The sequence below is a fragment of the Propioniciclava soli genome (assembly GCF_038502305.1).
Lineage (GTDB): Bacteria > Actinomycetota > Actinomycetes > Propionibacteriales > Propionibacteriaceae > Propioniciclava > Propioniciclava soli.
On the sequence record NZ_CP115965.1, the window covers coordinates 415,197 to 432,506 of the forward strand.

The following is a 17,310-nucleotide window of genomic DNA, read 5'->3' on the forward strand; positions in this document are numbered from 1 at the left end:
CGTAGGCCCCGATCACGACGCGTCTTGGATGCGCGGCAGCGTCAGGCACGGTGCGGTCTCCTTCGTTGCGGTGGTGCGCCCACCGCGTCGCGCCGTGGGGTGGACTTCACCGCCTATACTACGACCGAGATGGGTCCACCCCTCGTTGTAACACGGAGGTACTCCACGTGACCGAGCGTGCCCGCAGCATTGCGGTGGCCCTGGCCACCTATCATCGCCCCGCGAACCTGGTCCGGTTGGTTCCCAGCATCCTCGAGCAGTTCGACGACGTTGCTCGCACCTTCGAAGAGCGGGCCGAGTTTCGCGTGATCATCGTCGACAACGACCCGCAGGGCAGCGGTCGGGAGACCGCCCTCGCCACGGGGGACTCACGCGTCACCTATGTGATCGAGAGTTCGCCAGGCGTGACCAGCGCACGCAACCGGGCGCTCCGCGAGGCGGGGGATTGCGACTTCCTGGTCTTCATCGATGACGACGAAATCCCCCAGGACGGGTGGCTGGTAAATCTGTTGACGGCACAGAAGCGATATCGAGCCGATGTGGTGAGCGGGCCTGTGCACTCGGTCTTCGAGGGGCCTCTGGACCCGTGGGTAGAGGCCAGTGACGCCTATCTCCGCGCGCACCGCGCCGACACAAAGACCGGGGAACCGATCAAACGGGCAGCGACCAACAACCTGCTGCTGGACATGCGTCGCCTCCGGGAGTTCGGCGTAACTTTCGATGAACGGTTCGGCCTGACGGGTGGGGAGGACTCGTTCTTCACCGGCCAGCTCCATCAAGCCGGGGCGAAGATGGTTTGGTGCGCGGAAGCGGTCGTGGATGACTTGGTGCCATTGTCGCGAGCCAACCGGGACTACAACTTGCGCAGGCGGTACAGCCTCTCCAACGCGAGCGGCCGTGTCGACATCCTACTCGCTTCGCGAGGCCTGCCTCGGGTCAGGCGCCGTGTCGTTTGCGCGGCCCGCGGCGTCGGGCAGATCCTCTACGGCGCTGCGTTGACGGCGTCCGGCGTCGTGGGCCGATCCCTCAAACGGCGCGCCTACGGGGAGCGCTTCGTGGTTGGAGGAGCGGGCGCTCTGGCCGCCAGTCTTGCTGTCGCAGCCGAGCCGTATCGGCGCTGAGCGTGGGAGAGAACATGCAGCAGCCAGTGTCCGAACGTCGCCCGTCACGGCGATGGTGGATCAGCGGTGGACTCGCGGTCGCGGTCATGGCCATGGTGCTCGTGCCCTTCGTCCTGAACCAGCGCCCTTCTGGTAGCACTTCCCCCAGGGCCCCCGGCGGGTCCACGGGAACGCAGACCCCCGACCCCACACCTGCGACGAGCGGGGTCACCGGCACCTCATCCGATGCGCTGAGCCCGGCTCCCCAGAGCGTGGTTCCTCCTGTGTCCGGCGAGATGGCCCCGGTGGATCTCAAGGCCGCATCTCGTCGTCCGTCGGGTGTCGTCGTGGCGATTTCCTCGATCGAAGCTGTGGACGGCAATGCGATATTGCCCGGAGAGGTGGCGGCACCCGCCGTGCGTGTGACTATCGTCCTGAGGAACGAAGGGTCCACTCCTGTTTCGTTGGGTTCGGTTGTGGTGAACGGATACTCGGGGACCGAGAGAACTCCGATGGAGTCGCTCGTGTCACCGGGTGGCCAGCCGTTCGCCGGAAGCCTGCAACCGGGCGCCGAAGCCATGGGTGTCTACCTGTTCTCCATACCGGTTGCACAGCGGGGAGATGTGACGATCACGGTGGACCCGAAGGCCGGGGAGCCGGCGTCGGTCCTGCGCGGCGACGCCACTCGCTGAGCCTGTTCACCGGAACCTGGGGATGGGTGTCACCCCTGCGGGGAATAGCGCGTCCTGCCGACTGCTCTAAGATTGATCCAAGCGAGCGCGCGGGTTCCGCGCCTGTCTGCGCTGCTGCTCCAGCTCGGGGCTGGCGGATGCACGCATCCGATCGTGAAACAGGGGAAACAAGATGAAGTTGCGGAGCGCGCGCGCGTCGGCCTGGCTAGGTGGGGCACTCGCCTTCGGTCTCACATTCACCTCGTTCATCGGCGGGCTCTCGCCCGCCCCCGCGGTTGCTGCGGAGGCGCCCGGCCAGATCATCTACGACAGCGCGCCGGTAAGCGCGGACCCATTGCCGACCACTCAGATCGACGGCGTCGCCTGGGATCAAGTCATCTCCGGTGGCAAGGTTTTCGTCGGTGGTGAGTTCTCGAACGCACGCCCAGCTGGTGCGGCCCCAGGAACGAACCTCACCCCCCGCACGAACCTGCTCGCCTACAACCTCGAGTCGGGTGTGCTCGACTCGGCGTGGGAGCCCACGGTCAACGCGCCTGTCCGTACGATCAAGGCGTCCCCCGACGGGTCGCGCGTCTACATCGGTGGGCAGTTCACATCGGTGAGCGGCGTCACCCGGTACCGGGTGGCCGCCCTTGACCCGCAGACCGGTGCCGTCATCACCTCGTGGGCACCGCACGTGAACGGGCGCGTTGACGGGATCGCCGTCAAGGGCGACGTCGTCTACATGGTTGGTCAGTTCTCCGAGGTCGCCGGCGCACCCCGCAACCGGGTGGCTGCCGTCAGCGCCAGCACCGGAGCAGTGCTGCCCTTCGCGGCCGACGCCACCGGTGGGTACGGTGTCAAGGGCATCGTTGTCTCTCCCGATGGCTCCAAGGTTGTCATCGCGGGTGACTTCACGGCCGTGGATGGGTCGACGAACCCGGGCCGTGGCCTCGCCGCCCTGGACGCCTCGACCGGCGCGCTCATGCCGTGGCTGGCGAACAGCGTCGTGCGGAACGCGGATACGCGTGCCGGCATGTACTCGATCTCCTCCGACGGCGACTCGGTCTACAGCACCGGATGGGACTATGGAGGCGGCGCCGAGGACGGCTTCGAGGGCACGGTCCGCATGTCCTGGGAGGACGGCTCCATCGTGTGGCTCGAGGACTGCCACGGCGACAGCTACGATGTGGCGTCCTCGAATGACACGGTCTACTCGATCGGGCACGATCACTACTGCGGCAACATCGGTGGCTTCCCACAGACGCAGCCGTGGACCTTCTCGCACTCGGTTGCATTCACCAAGGCGCCCAGCGGCCAGCTTGTCACCGCGGATATCTACGGCTACCGAAGCTTCACCGGCATGCAGGCCCCCAGGCCCCTCAACTGGTACCCCCAGTGGGTTCCGGGGACCTACACCGGCCAGTCCCAGGCGGGCTGGACCATCGAGACAAACTCCGACTACGTAGTCATTGGCGGGGAGTTCCCCAAGGTCAATGACCTGACCCAGCAGGGTCTAGTGCGGTTCGCCACGCGGGCCAAGGCGCCCAAGAAGATGGGCCCGCGCACGCGCGGCGGCGCTTGGCCCCTCGGCGTCTCTTCTTACCGGCCGGGCGAGGCCCGGCTGGTTTGGAAGGCGAACTACGATCTGGACGACTCGGACCTGAAGTACGAGGTTTTCCGTCAGGACAAGGGCTTCGACGCCCCGCTCACCACATTCCAGCAGTTAAGCACGTTCTTCAAGATGCCCGCCCTGACTTACACCGACAAGGGCCTGGTGCCCGGCCAGACGTACAACTACACGGTCCGCGTGACCGACCCAGACGGAAACAGCACCCGGACCGACTGGATGCCGGTGACCATCGCGGCCAGCGACATCGCAACGCCCTATACCGACGCCGTGACGGGGTCGGCGCCGGTCAGCTATTGGCCGCTGAACGACGACTTGGCGACCGTGGCTTTCGACTGGGCGAACGGACAAGACCAGACGGTGAGCAACGCCACACGCCGTGTCCCGGGGCAGCAGCTGAACGCCACCAGCTTCGCGACGACCTTCGCCGGAAACAGCACGTCCTTTAGTGCGACAGGGAATGCTGTGACTGCGCCCCAGGTTTTCACCATTGAAGCCTGGTTCAACACCACGAGCACCTCCGGTGGCAAGGTAGTAGGCTACGGTTCTGCCAAGTCAGGCAATTCGGGTAGCTACGACCGTCAGGTGTACCTCAACGGCCAAGGGACGGTCTCCTTCGGGGTCTACCCCGGTGCCGCCAAAGTGGTATCCAGTGCGCCCGGCTACAACGACGGCCAATGGCACCATGTGGTCGCCAGCCTTGGCGCGGATGGGCAGACCCTGTGGATCGACGGCAGGCTCATTGGCCGTGACTCCACCGTGACCAGCGCCCAGGCTTACGACGGATACTGGCGCGTGGGCGGTGACAACCTCAGCGGATGGCCGAACCTGGGGACAACCACTTATTTGGCCGGCTCCATTGCCGACGTCGCCGTCTACGACCGCGTCCTCACGATGGACGAGGTCGACGCTCACCGGATCGCCTCCGGTCGCACCTCCGCCATCCCGCCGAGGCCCTCGGACGCGTACGGCGGCCTGGTGTACGACCTGCAGCCGACTTTGTACTGGCGTCTTGGCGAGTCGGCGGGTCCCACCGCGAACGACGCGGGACGCAACTGGTCCACCGGCACCTACGGCGGCAACATCGTTCGGTACGGCGTGCCTGGCGGACTGGCGAGCGTGACCGACACGGCCGTGGAGTTGACCGGATCGTCCTCGCGCGTGATCGGTGCCCAGAAGCTCACCGCCCCTGCGGCCTTTGCCGTCGAGACGTGGATCAAGACCACCAGCAGCACCGGCGGCCGGATCGTTGGCTTCGGGACCAGCGGCACGGCGACCCTCAGCACGCAGTGCGACCGTCACCTCTACATGGACAACCGCGGAATCGTGTCCTTCGGTGTGACCAGTGGCGGAGTGCGCAAGATCATCAATAGCAAGTCTGCACTCAATGACGGCGCCTGGCACCACTTGGTGGGTCAGCTCTCACCAGATGGCATGCAGTACTACGTGGACGGGATGCTGCAGGGAACGGATGCCACACAGACGGCCGACTCCTACCTCGGCTTCTGGCGGGTGGGGGGCGACAATACCTGGGCCGGCGACCGCTACTTCGACGGGTTCGTCGACGAGGTGGCCGTCTACCAGGCATCCTTGAGCGCCCCGCAGATCTGGGAGCACTACGACCTCGGGCGCACCGGCGTCCTGAACCAGCCGCCGGTGGTCTCCTTCACGCCCACGATGAGCAACCTCACACTGTCTGCGGACGCCTCCGCGTCCGCAGACCCCGACGGCTCGATCGTCTCCTACCAGTGGGACCTCGGCGATGGGAGCACGGGCAGCGGTCCGGTGCTGACCAAGGAGTACGCACAGCCTGGCATCTACCAGGTGACGCTCACGGTCACCGACAATCGCGGTGGCGTCGCGGTGCAGACCATTCCTGTGATGGCCAAGCTGCCTAACGTTCTTCCCACGTCGTACTTCGTTGCCGCTCCGCAGTTCTTGAGTGTCGACTTCGACGGCTCGCCCAGCACCGACTCCGACGGGACCATCGTGTCCCACGCGTGGTCCTTCGGCGACGGCACCGCTGCTACCGGGGCGAATGTGAACCACGTGTACTCCGCTCCGGGCACCTACGAGGTGACTTTGACGGTGACGGACGATCGTGGGGACAGCTCGATCTCGACGCAGTCGATCACCCTCGACCAGGCACCCAACCAGTTGCCCACGGCCACGCTCGCCACCTCCGTGGAGGGCCGGGCCCTGTCCGTGGACAGCGCTGGATCGCACGATCCTGACGGCACGCTCCAGTCGGTCGCGTGGGACTTCGGGGACGGGGGGACCGCATCTGGCCCCACGGCGACCCACACCTACGCCGCCGACGGCCGGTACACGGTCACCCTGACCGTCACGGACAACCGCGGGGGTGTGGCGACGGCCACCAAGCAGGTCGAAGCTCGGGGCTTCGTCGTGGTGGCGGCCGACTCCTTCAGCCGGTCTCTCGCGACGTCGTGGGGCAACGCCGACCAGGGCGGGACGTGGATGCCCACGTCCGGCACGGCGTACAGCGTCTCCGACGGTGCCGGGCGCCTCGCGCTGCAGCCCTCGTGGGTGCGGGAGGTTACTCTGCCCTCGGTGAGCTCCAAGGCGACTCGGACCTCGGTGGCTATCTCTTCCGATTCGGCGTTCAACGGGGGCGTGCAGTCCTTCACGGTGTTCGGCCGCCAGGTGGGGAGCTCCAGCTACGCGGCACGCGTCCGGATCGAGTCGGGCGGCATCCGGCTCTACATCCTGCGGGATGAGATGGCGCTGAGCGGTCGCAGCTACATGATCCCGAACTACGTCTATCAGGCGGGGGACGCCATCAACGTTCGCCTGGACGTGGTCGGCACCAGCCCGACCACCGTCGAGGGGCGGATCTGGGTGAATGGGACGCCGATGCCGACGACCCCGAACCTGTCAGCCACGGACAACACCGCCGCGCTCCAGGTTCCTGGTCGGGTCGGGCTCAAGGCCTCGCTCTCCAGCGCCGCGGTCAGCAACGCCACGATCTCGTTCCGGGACTACTCGGTGATGGACCCCACCCCCGCGCCCGCGAATGTGGCGCCGGTGGCGGTGTTCACGCCGTCGGTGACGGGTCTGTCGGTTGCGGTGGATGGGTCGGCGTCGTCCGATTCGGATGGTTCGATCGTGTCGTATGCGTGGGACTTCGGTGATGGCGCTTTGGGTACGGGTGCGACGGTGTCGCATGCGTATGCGGCGGCTGGGACGTTCCAGGTGAAGCTGACGGTGACCGATGATCGTGGTGGTGTGCACTCGGTTACCAAGCCGGTCACGGTGGTGGCTCCTCCGGCGAATGTGGCGCCGGTGGCGGTGTTCACGCCGTCGGTGACGGGTCTGTCGGTTGCGGTGGATGGGTCGGCGTCGTCCGATTCGGATGGTTCGATCGTGTCGTATGCGTGGGACTTCGGTGATGGCGCTTTGGGTACGGGTGCGACGGTGTCGCATGCGTATGCGGCGGCTGGGACGTTCCAGGTGAAGCTGACGGTGACCGATGATCGTGGTGGTGTGCACTCGGTTACCAAGCCGGTCACGGTGGTGGCTCCTCCGGCGAATGTGGCGCCGGTGGCGGTGTTCACGCCGTCGGTGACGGGTCTGTCGGTTGCGGTGGATGGGTCGGCGTCGTCCGATTCGGATGGTTCGATCGTGTCGTATGCGTGGGACTTCGGTGATGGCGCTTTGGGTACGGGTGCGACGGTGTCGCATGCGTATGCGGCGGCTGGGACGTTCCAGGTGAAGCTGACGGTGACCGATGATCGTGGTGGTGTGCACTCGGTTACCAAGCCGGTCACGGTGGTGGCTCCTGAGGTGCTGCCCATCGTCAAAGACTCCTTCGAGCGGACCGTGGCGGGTGGTTGGGGAACCAGCGATCTGGGTGGGGACTGGACCCTCAGCGGCGGATCGGCCGCCTTCGCGGTCGAGAACAGCCAAGGCGTCATCTCGTTGGCCCCGTCGCACAACCGTGAGGCCCGGCTGAACGGCGTCACCTCGACGGCGACCCTTAGCCAGTTCGACCTGACGGTGGACGAGGCCCCGGCCACCGCAGCCATGCATGTCACCCTGATCGGGCGCCAGGTGGGGTCGTCGTACTACGGTGGTCGGGTCCGTCTGGAGACGTCGGGCGCCGTCCGACTCTACGCTCTCCGCGGTGAGACCGCGCTGGCCAACAGCTATGTCCTGCCGGGTCGCACCTTCGTCGCCGGGGACCGCCTCCGCGTGAAGGTTCAGGTCAGCGGCACCCAGCCGACCGTCGTCAAGGTGAAGGCCTGGTTCGTGGACCAGCCGGAGCCGACGACGTGGCAGATCGATACCAAGGACTCCACCGCCGCCATGCAGGCGCCGGGGACCGTGGGGATCAAGGCGGTCGTCGGAAGCTCCTCGACCGTCCCGGTGACGCACGTTCGGATCGACGACCTGACGGTCAATCCGGTCTGATCCTTGTCGATGGCGCCTGGGTGGACTCCCTCCACCCAGGCGCAGCCGCATTCAGCAGTGCTACCACGGGGTGCAGAGCGTCCCGCATGCTGCGGTATGCACGACGGTAGGCCCACCGCGATCGACCGTGCGGATCCGCGATCGATTCGTCTCCAATGGCTGCGGCTCCCGAACTGCGGAAGCGATCGAACACCCTCACCAAGTCGGCGAGCGACCCGACCGTCAGGTTGCGGGCGCCAGTAACGCCGGCGGCCAAGCGGGCGAACTCCGTCAGGGTGAAGGCTCGAGATCTGCTGGAGCGGTCGAGCCCCACGACCTGGGAGCGGTGCGTCGACTCCATGGTCAGGATGAGGGTCGCCGAGGAGAGGTGGGCGGTCTGGAGGCGCCGACTGCGGTGACCGGTGGTGTCGGTGATTCCGTCACGAGCGAGGAAGGGCTCCATCCTGGGGTCGAGGGCGATGCCGTCAACCGCCTTCGTCCCTACACTGTGGATGTGCAGCCTTGAGCATGCTTCGACATCGAGCGCGGTGCGCAGGAGGTACTCGGCGGTCGGGGAGCGGGTCACGTTGGCTGTGCAGACCAGCAGTACGTGCTCCTTGTCCGCGCGTTCCGCAGTCACGTTCCACCACCTCCCCATGGCTCCAACACGTGCAACCCCCCCTGGTGCCAATAATGGACCGACGAGTACATGATAGGAACAGATCACATGAGCTTTCGCCAGGCCGTCTTCACACTCAAGGCACGGGCGGTGCGTCCACGCACATTACAGCTCTACCGCGAACTCCTCGCGAATCAGGCCAAGCCCGAGCATGAACTCGCGTGGCTGTCTCAGTCCCGTGCCAGGGCGATCGCGTCCTTTGCGATCCAGAACACGGCCTTCTACCGCCAGGTGTACTCAGAGCAGGGGATCACGACGTCCGACCTGGACGCGCCGGAGACGTGGACCCAGCTGCCGATTGTCGATCGCAGCATGATCAAGGACCGTCCCCAGGACTTCCAGTCGAACGAGTTCTCCCCAAAGACGGCCAGGCCAGCGCTCACCGGCGGCAGCACAGGGCAACCGGTCAAAGTCGCCCACGACTCCCGGGTGCCGACGCTGGCGCTGGCCTGGCGGATGTACTCCTGGTGGGGTGTCCAGCCGTGGGACGATCTCGCTCGTGTCGGGCGCTGGGGTTTCGGACGGTTGGACAACGTCAAGAACGTACTTTCCTGGTGGCCGACCAAACAGTTCTATCTCGATGCAGGCCTGATCGAGCCTTCGTCGATCGACGAGCTCCTCACGTGGGTGGCCAAGAACCGTCCGCCGCTCTTGGAGGGGTACGTCGGCGCTTTGACGGAGGTGGCCGCCCACCTGGAGCGGCGTGGTGACCGGCTGTCCGGCCTGACGGCCGTGGCGACTACGGCTGCACCGCTCACCGAGGAGACCCGCCTCCGGCTGCAGGATGCCTTCGGCGCGCCGGTCTACGACGAGTACCGGGCTGCCGAGGTCGGGTGGCTAGCAGGCGAATGCCGCGCGCAGGAAGGTCTGCACATCAATTCCGACATGCGCCTGATCGAGGTGTTGGACGACAACGACCAGCCCGTCCCGCCCGGAGAAGTCGGCAGCATCGTCATCACCGACCTGGCCAACCGGGTCTTTCCTCTCATCAGGTACAGGAATGGGGACCGGGGACGCCTGTTGGAGGGGGGGTGCAACTGCGGGCTTGGACTGCCCCGACTCGGCAAGCCGGAGGGACGAACGACAGACATGCTGCGGACGCCGAGCGGGAAGGCGCTCGGCCACCGACTCATGGCCATGTTCAGCGCTCAACCTGACGCCGTCCGCCTCTTTCAGCTTCACCAGGCGGCTGACTACTCCATCACCGTTCGGGTCGTCCTGAACGACCAGGCGGCTGGAGCCGCCCCGTTCGTGGAATCCGTGGTCGAGGGGTTGCGGAAACGTGTCGACTACGAGGTTCCTGTCCTGATCGAGTACGTGGACGCCCTGCCCTATACCGGCGGGAAGCTCAAGTACGTCATCAGCGAGGTCCCGTTCTGACGCAGGGTCTCGCGCATCTGAACGGGGTGTGGCCCCGCCTCCCGAGCCCGGAGGCGGGGCCACTCGCCCGCTGGAGGTGGATCAGTCAGCTCACCGTGAAGTCGTCGACCCGCACAGTGACGGTGGAGGCCGCAGAGGACCCGTAGTGGGTTTTGATACCCACCTGGCCGGCCGTCTGCAGCCCGGCCGCCGAGTCGGAAGCGCTAATCTGCCAGTTGGTGGGCTCGGGGGAGCCGACCAACCACGCCTTCACGCGTACCGCCGTGGGGGCGGTGCCGCTCACGTCCACCTTGACCCAGACCTGCTGGCCTGGGGCATAGCGAGCAAAGGGGCGGGCCGCGTCGGCCAGCGCCGTCTCGTCGCGCAGGGCGTACAGCAACGTCGAGCCGTCGGGGGCCACACGGAAGCGCGCCCCGTAGTAGGACGCACCCACGCGGCGTCCGATAACGGTGGTGCTGACCCCGGTTCCCGTAGGGAGCTTGTCTAGCGAGACCATCGTCTGCGCCGTGGAATCAGTGGACTTGTACGGCAGCAACGCCTCGCGGTTCGATTGGGGCGACAGAATGACGGTGCCCTGTCCGCTACTGACACCGAATGAAGTATTGCCACCGGAAACAGCCCAGTCGCCGCCCCAGCCGCCGCTCACCGTGCGCGAGAAGTCGTCCGTGGACCCGTCAACTGGGGTGACCGGCGCGGGGGCGGGTGCCGACGGGGCCGACACCCGAACGGGGGCGGTGACCGAGTGGGTGCCGCCAGCGTTGTCGGTGACGGTGAGAGTCACGGTGTAATCCCCAGCGGCGCCGTAGGCGTGCGAGGGCGTTGCGCCGGTCCCCGACGTTCCGTCGCCGAACGTCCACTTGTGGTTGACGATGATCCCGTCAGCGTCCGCCGACGAGGAGCCGTTGAAGGATACCGACAGGCCGTTGGTCGACGAGGTGAAGCGGGCGGTCGGTGCTTGGTTTGAGATGGGCTGGTCCAGCAACCCAATGACACGCGTGCCGGACGGGACTCCGGCAGCGGAGGCAATGGCGGTGGGAAGCGGCACTGCGACGCTTATCTGCTTGGCCCGATCGGTCGTGGTCTCGGGGTTCACCACGCACCCGTTGTGCTGAAGGTTGATCCAGCTTGAGTTCTTGGCGGTGAGGTCTCCCAAGGTCTTCAGGAACTGGAACCCGTTGTTGGCCAGCCCCCACCCTGCGAGGTTGAGCTCGGGGGAGGAGCTGCTCGCGCTGAACAGGTTGCCCTTGATGGTGAGGGCGAAGTCGTCCACCGGACGTCCGGTGGAGAGGTCCCGTCCGAACAACTGGAACCTCGTGCCGCACGCCATCACGTTGTTGGCGATGGTGATGTTTCTGATCTTGAGGGCGAAGTCAGCCGGAGCGTCCGCGGGCCGGTTCACCGAGCGATCGTCCTGCGGCATGTAAATGCCGATCAGCGTGTAGTCGCTGATCTTGTTGTTGTAGATGTCAACCGACTCAGAGTCGAGCAGATCGATGCTCTTGAGGCCGCCCTTGATTCGGTTGTTGACGATGGTGCCCCGACGCGAGATCTCGAAGTTGATCTGAGACTCGCCGTTGTTGGCGAGATCGTTTCCGGCGATGGTGATGTCAGAGTTGAAGCCGTCCAACCACAATCCGTTCGCGAGCTTGGTGCCCTCGATCGTGTTGTTGCGGATGACGCCCCCACTGGTCTTGGTGATCTTGATCGCGGCCGCTTGCGGCAGCGTCGGAAAAGTCTCGAAGTTGTTGTCCCTGAAGATCGAGTTCGTGATCGAGACCCCGGCGGCCTCGTTCATCCCCAGGCCAATCATCCCGTTACGCTCGACGACCACGTTCTTGATGGTCTTGTTGGCGCCGCTTAGGGCCAAGCCGATGCTCGCGTTGTCGGAGACGACCAGGTGCTCGAAGGTTCCACCGGCCGGGTCCATCACGACAGCGCCACGGCTAGACTGCGTTGTGGCATACCGTCGCACGCCGAAGCCGCGGAGGGTGACGTCACCCGAGATGTGCATTGCGTGGGTGAGGTCGCTGGCGCGCACCTCACGGCCGGACGGATCGGTCCCTATGATGAGCCGGCGATTCGCGGCGTCGGGGAAAAACGTGCCGCTGCGTACCTCGGCTGCGCTAGCGACCTCGGCCAGGGCTGCCCCACCAATGAACACCTGGGCGGGACGGTTCGCGTTCGGGAAATTGCTCCGAACACCGCCCGTGTAGTTCTGGGGAGAGAAGAAGGTGGACCAGGGAGCGACCCAGACCGACCCGGACTTGCTCCACCCACCGACCTGACTGGACCCATCGAACCAAACGGTCTCACCTGGGTAGTTCTGGATGGTCACCTTTTTGGTGATGTCCATGGACTCGTGATAGGTGCCGGCGCGCAGCACCACGGTGCCGCCCAAGGGCGTCTTGTCGATGGCGTGCGCGACCGAGCGCATGGGGCTAGCGACCGTCCCGGAGTTGCTGTCCGAGCCTGTGGAGCTGCTGACGTAGATGGCTCCGGCGGGGACACCGTATGCGGTGGATCCGAGCGTGGTTCCCCGAACAGGCTGCTCGGCGGCGTGGGCAGGGACTGTGGGAACGATGGTCGCCGCGGTCGTAGCGACGGTTACTGACAGGACAAGCGCGGCGGCGCGCTTGCGCGAGAGGAGGGAAGTACCCATGATGTGGAGTCCCAAGGAGTTGGCGACAGGGGGATTGGGCGGTGCAAGCCCGCCCCCCGGAATTTATCAGGGAAGACTCAGGGGTCTCAACTGATTCTCAGGTTTGTTGCCAAATTGTGGCCCCTCAACGCTCAGCCCCAACGTGACGGCCAGCACCTGCACCGCTGTCACATAGAGCGGACTGAAGAGGGCATCCCAGCACACCAACAGCGTCAGGATCACCAGCAACGCGGGTGCTTCCCCTTCGGCCAGTCGTGTTGCCAATCGGCTCACGATGACGGCAACCAAGGCAAGTCCCAGTGCGGCCCCCAGAGGCCCGCAGCGGAGCCACAGGTCCCCCAGCACGGAGTGGACCTCCATGCCACCACCGAACATGTACTTCTCAACGTAACCGTTGTCAGGTTCGTAGTTGAGGCTGGACATGCCGGTCTTGGCGATCCATACGTCGTGACTGTCAGGAATGATGCCCAACCCGTACCCCCAGGGAGACGCCTCTAGAAGGGCTCGCGTGGCGCCGAGCTCGGGGCGTCCCCCGAGGATGAGCGAGCCGGCCGCACGCATTTGTGCCTGACTCCTGGCCTGGGTCGCGGCACCCAGATAGCCCTCCAGGATGAAGGTCTGGATCAGCAGGTACATAGTCATGCCCAAGAATCCCAAGGTGACGAGGATCCGGAAGCGTCCGGTCCGGACCTTGAGGTGTGCCTGGGCCCACTGCCACACGAGAGCGACCAGGCCGACTGCGGCGATTGATGCCGCAGACCGGGAGTCGTTGATGATCGACAGGAGTGCGATGCCGAGCAGTGCGACCATTTCCGGGCGTCGAGCACCGCGGGCCCAGGCCGTGCCCAGAAGGATGAGGGTCACCGGGATGAAGAGGTCATACTTCCAGGGGTTGTCGCTGCTGAGGCCCAGTCGCGCCTGCCCGATCAGCATGCCAACACCAAACGTAACCGCCACCCAACCACGGTTCAACAGATGGCTGGCCCAAACCACGGTGCCTGCGCCGAGGACGATGCTCAGCACCATGAGCGACTGCGAGACGGCCAAGCTGGTGGACGAGATCCGCGCCCCCGTAGACATGAACTCCGCGGTTATCAAGCCACCTCCCACCGCCAGACAGGCCAGCGTCGCGAGCCAGCCCACCGCAGTTCTGCGGGCTCGTCGAAGCCACAGGGGCGAGAGAAGTAGGGGTACCGCGGCGGCACTCGACACCGGCCCGGCCAGCGGCAGGAAGGCGGCCACGGCGATCACTCCGAAGAGAGCTGCCCAACGGTCAAGCTCTCCCGAGCCGTAACGTAGCGCTGGGGTTGTCACGCTCTTACCCACAGTCGAGCGCGATGCCGGTGAATGTACACGGAGAAAGGGATGATCTGGCACACGATTACGCAGAAGCAGTTGCTCAGCACCGGGCCGACCACGCCCCAGCTCGGAGTCAGCAGGATAGCAAGAATTAGTGAGGACACGGCCATCGTCAAGGTCGGGATGACCTGGAAACGTATTCCCGGCTTGTCCATGATGAACATGCCCAGTGGGTACAGCGCCGCCTGGAGCACCACCATCAGCCCGAACGCAGCGACGATCTCGCCGCTGACGTGCAACGCGCCGTTGGTCGTGAAGGCGAACAGTGGATCGCGCACGAGCCATACCGCGCCGCATACGGCCGAAGCACCGGCGGCCATCAACGCACTGAACTTGTAGGGCCCCTGAGTGAGGGTTCCCTGCATGCGTTGACGCGCGAATCGCGGCCACAGCGCCACCCCGGCCGCACTGATCACCCCCAGAAAGGCGACGAATACCTGGAAGGCGGCGGCGTACACAGCCACGTCGTCAGCCGGAGCGTTCTGGGCAAGGACGTAGCGTTGAGCGGTCAACGACAGCGGCGCTGAGAGCATCTGGGCCAGCATCGGCCAGCCGACGTCCATCACGCGGGCTCCGGGCTGGCGGCGCACCTGCGCAAGTCGGAGCGCGGCCCACGACAAGACCCCGGGCAGGTGGCGGGCTGCGAAGGCGAGACCCAACATGGCAACCGCGAGTCCCCCGGCGTAGGCGCTGAGCGAAAGATACGGATAAGCCTCGTCACCAGTACGTATCAATAACCAGAGGATGGTCAGGTTGAGGGGTGCCAGCACCCCTTGGATGAGGACAGTCAGGTGGTTCTTTTGCAGGCCCAACAGGATGCGAATCCAAACGCCCAGCGGAATGGTCAGTCCCCACAGTGTCAGTCCGAGAAACACCACTAGAGGGCCTTGTTCGACGGTACCCGCTGTGCCGAGCAGGAGACGCCAGCCCCCGGAGAACAGGAGAAGCAGGTTGACCACAAATAGACAGGTGGCGAACGTAAAGGTGACCCGCCACACCGACAGGAGCGCCCGCCGCACAGGTTCCCGGTCATGGTTGGGGGATGTGGCGATGGCGTTCACGAGGGCCGCCCCCGATCCCAGGTCCTGGAACTGGAGCAGAGAAGGCAGGGCTGTGATGAGCCCATAAAGCGCAAAGTACTCAGGGCCGGCCTGGCCCAGAATAAGACGGGCTGCGAGGATCCCGAAGACGGCGGACGTGAGAGTGGTGAGGCCGCGGGCGCTCAGGGCCTTCAACACGATGCGCGCTACCTCGTTCGTCTCGGAGACGACGCCCTCCGGGTCATGCCCAGCGAATTTTGGCGGCGTGCGGAGGTCTCCCCATAGACTGCGCCGTGGTAGCGGGAGTCGGCCGAGGCCCTCACGGCGTTCACCACCAGGCCGAGCACGGGCGTCCGTGTAGTTGTGACAGCCTCGATGGCGTCACGGACCGCCCGAATCGGCGTCTTGCCGGCACGGGCGACGATGATGACCCCGTCGGTGGAGGACGCCAGCCAGAGCGCGTCACTGACAGGGCCTATGGGGGCGGTGTCGATGATGACCATGTCGTAGTCGTCGCGGGCCTCCGCGATGATGTCGGAGAGTTGGCCAGAGGAGATCAGCTGGCCGGGGTTCGGTGATTTGACCCCCCCGGTCAGCACCCACAGGTGCTCGTGTCCCCACTGCTGTACGGCCTCGGAAAGAGGGGCTTCCTCCAGCAAGACTGTGGTAAGACCGAGAGCCCCCTCCACCTGGAGCAGGTCGGAGACGCGCGGGCTGCGCAGATCAGCATCGATGAGTAGGGTGCGGCGTCCGGCGGCGGCGATCGACAAGCCCAGTCCTGCCGCTATGGACGTCTTGCCGTCGCTCGCCTCGGCCGAAGTCACGATCACGACATTGGTGGGTCGATCCACTGACACGAACTTCAGGTTGGCCGCGATGGCCCGGACGGCCTCCGCCACCTGCCCTGCTGGCTGCCCAAGGATCTCATGGGGCACGTCTTGGCCGCGCTGCAAGCGCGGAACCTCGCCCAGGGCGGGGAGATCGGTCAGCGCAGCAATATCGGCGGCATTGCGCGGACGGGACCGCAACTGCTCGCGCAGGAAGGCGATGGCCAACGCGAGGGCCAGACCAGCAGCGACCCCAACGATGAGGTACAGCCGGCGGTCGGGTGAGACATAGGAGACGGGGAGGGAGGCCGGCGCGATCGTCTCGAGGCGCACGGATGCGCTTCCGGCAACGGTGGGGGCGAGATCGTGGACGGCTTGCGTCAGCGAGGCCGTGACGGACTCAGCGATGCGTTGCGCCTGCTCGGGCGACTGGTCGCTCACGGCGATCTGCATGATCGTCGTGTTGAGGGGAGTGTCGATCGAGATCCTGCGGCCCAGTGCCGCTGCCGACTCTTGGAGGCCCAACTGGTCAACGACTGGCTGCAGGACGTAGGGGGATGCAGCGAGCTGGGCGTAGGTCTGCACGTTGTTCTGGACGTAGTTTGAGCCTTGCACCAGTTCAGATGTCGACCCGCCCTGCCTGGGGATTACCATCGTCGAGGCGTACGATTGGTAAAGCTTCGGTTGGGTCTCGGAGTATAGAAACAGCGAGGCGCCGCCGAGGATGGCCAAGATGAGGATTAGGCCAAGGTTTCGTCGGATGATGGCGAAGTACTCAGCAACAGACATGGCGCCGCCAGCCCTGACCCCGGCGGCCGGACCGCTCGCCCCCTGCTCGACCCATCATGTCCCCTTCTGCGAACCGCTCAGAACACTCTACCCGGACGGAGTATCTGCTCCGCGACCTCGACCCGGATCCACGGCGAGCAGATGACATGACTGGGTTGGTCGGCAGTACGTGGGGGTCGGCCACATCGATGTGGACCTGGTTGTTCATGACGGTCACCGGCGTGCTCGGGGGATCACCATAGGCGACGGTGTTGCTCCGCGCTTGCGTCTCAGCCGTGGGCACGAAGATTGCGCCGGTCTCCGGGGGATCCGTCCACGGATGGCCGTCAGCGCACGCCCGAGGGCTGCGGCATCGAGTTGGCCGTTAAACCGCTGCACCCACGCCACACCGACTTCCACCGCTAGCTGTGCGTTCACTTCGTTGCCGGAACGAGGACGGGTTGATCGAGCGACAGCACCGCGAGAACCGTCCCGGGGTTGTGCATCTCCGGGAAGGGGAGACCCATCAAGTCCACTTCGGTGAGAGTCTTCACGAAGTCGAATGCTCGATGTAGCCGGGCACATCACTGTCGATGGTGCAGTACTGCTGTGACTGGGGCGGCGTGCTGGTCTGGCATGGGGGTCGAGGCCTCCCAATGATGGGAGTTCTCACACCGGCCAGCCGGAAGACCTCGACGTGCCTCACGCTGCCTCCGGTCGTCATGATCCGCCCTCGTCCGCTCGCTTGGGCGGGCTGAGGCTGGGCGTCGTCGGCCAACACGTGGGA

9 protein-coding genes are annotated in these 17,310 nt (G+C 65.6%); 4 read left to right on the plus strand and 5 right to left on the minus strand.

All coding sequences use genetic code 11. The annotated features are described in order from the left end of the window. Positions 1-167 precede the first annotated feature (167 nt). The 3 genes from PCC79_RS01795 to PCC79_RS01805 all read left to right on the plus strand — a co-directional run bounded on the left by PCC79_RS01795 (position 168) and on the right by PCC79_RS01805 (position 7,832). Positions 168-1,121, plus strand: a complete 954-nt coding sequence (locus tag PCC79_RS01795; protein WP_342372827.1) for a glycosyltransferase family 2 protein — start codon at positions 168-170, stop codon at positions 1,119-1,121. A 284-nt stretch (positions 1,122-1,405) separates the two neighbouring features. Then, entirely contained in the window at positions 1,406-1,792 is a 387-nt protein-coding gene (locus tag PCC79_RS01800; protein WP_342372828.1) for a hypothetical protein, read from the plus strand. 769 nt (positions 1,793-2,561) lie between these two features. After that, on the plus strand, positions 2,562-7,832 hold the full coding sequence (locus PCC79_RS01805) for a PKD domain-containing protein (RefSeq protein ID WP_342372829.1): 5,271 nt from the start codon (positions 2,562-2,564) through the stop codon (positions 7,830-7,832). On the opposite strand, the gene PCC79_RS01810 is transcribed toward PCC79_RS01805, so the two are convergent. Then, positions 7,819-8,451, minus strand: a complete 633-nt coding sequence (locus PCC79_RS01810; protein ID WP_342372830.1) for a hypothetical protein — start codon at positions 8,449-8,451, stop codon at positions 7,819-7,821. The genes PCC79_RS01805 and PCC79_RS01810 overlap by 14 nt on opposite strands. Positions 8,452-8,538: 87 nt before the next feature. On the opposite strand from PCC79_RS01810, the gene PCC79_RS01815 reads away from it, so the two are divergent. After that, a complete protein-coding gene (locus tag PCC79_RS01815) occupies positions 8,539-9,870 on the plus strand; it encodes a hypothetical protein (protein WP_342372831.1) in 1,332 nt (443 codons plus the stop codon). A gap of 85 nt (positions 9,871-9,955) precedes the next feature. Here the strand turns inward: PCC79_RS01815 and PCC79_RS01820 are convergent, their stop codons facing one another. From PCC79_RS01820 to PCC79_RS01835, 4 genes are all read right to left on the minus strand, one after another. After that, positions 9,956-12,304: a PKD domain-containing protein gene (locus PCC79_RS01820; RefSeq protein ID WP_342372832.1), complete on the minus strand. Its 2,349-nt coding sequence runs from the start codon at positions 12,302-12,304 to the stop codon at positions 9,956-9,958. Positions 12,305-12,595: 291 nt separating this feature from the next. Next, positions 12,596-13,771, minus strand: a complete 1,176-nt coding sequence (locus PCC79_RS01825) for a hypothetical protein (RefSeq protein WP_342372833.1) — start codon at positions 13,769-13,771, stop codon at positions 12,596-12,598. Between the two features lie 68 nt (positions 13,772-13,839). Continuing rightward, complete coding sequence (locus tag PCC79_RS01830) at positions 13,840-15,126, minus strand: lipopolysaccharide biosynthesis protein (RefSeq protein WP_342372834.1); 1,287 nt, start codon at positions 15,124-15,126, stop codon at positions 13,840-13,842. An 8-nt stretch (positions 15,127-15,134) separates the two neighbouring features. Then, positions 15,135-16,544 carry a polysaccharide biosynthesis tyrosine autokinase gene (locus PCC79_RS01835; protein ID WP_342372835.1) on the minus strand — a complete coding sequence of 470 codons (1,410 nt, stop codon included), beginning with the start codon at positions 16,542-16,544 and terminating at the stop codon, positions 15,135-15,137. Positions 16,545-17,310 lie beyond the last annotated feature (766 nt).

Bases quoted from the DNA above. Each gene is read 5' to 3' on its own strand.
- PCC79_RS01815 (WP_342372831.1), top strand. From the start codon at position 8,539: ATGAGCTTTCGCCAGGCCGTCTTCACACTCAAGGCACGGGCGGTGCGT.
- PCC79_RS01820 (WP_342372832.1), bottom strand. From the start codon at position 12,304: ATGCGCTCGGTCGCGCACGCCATCGACAAGACGCCCTTGGGCGGCACC.
- PCC79_RS01835 (WP_342372835.1), bottom strand. From the start codon at position 16,544: ATGTCTGTTGCTGAGTACTTCGCCATCATCCGACGAAACCTTGGCCTA.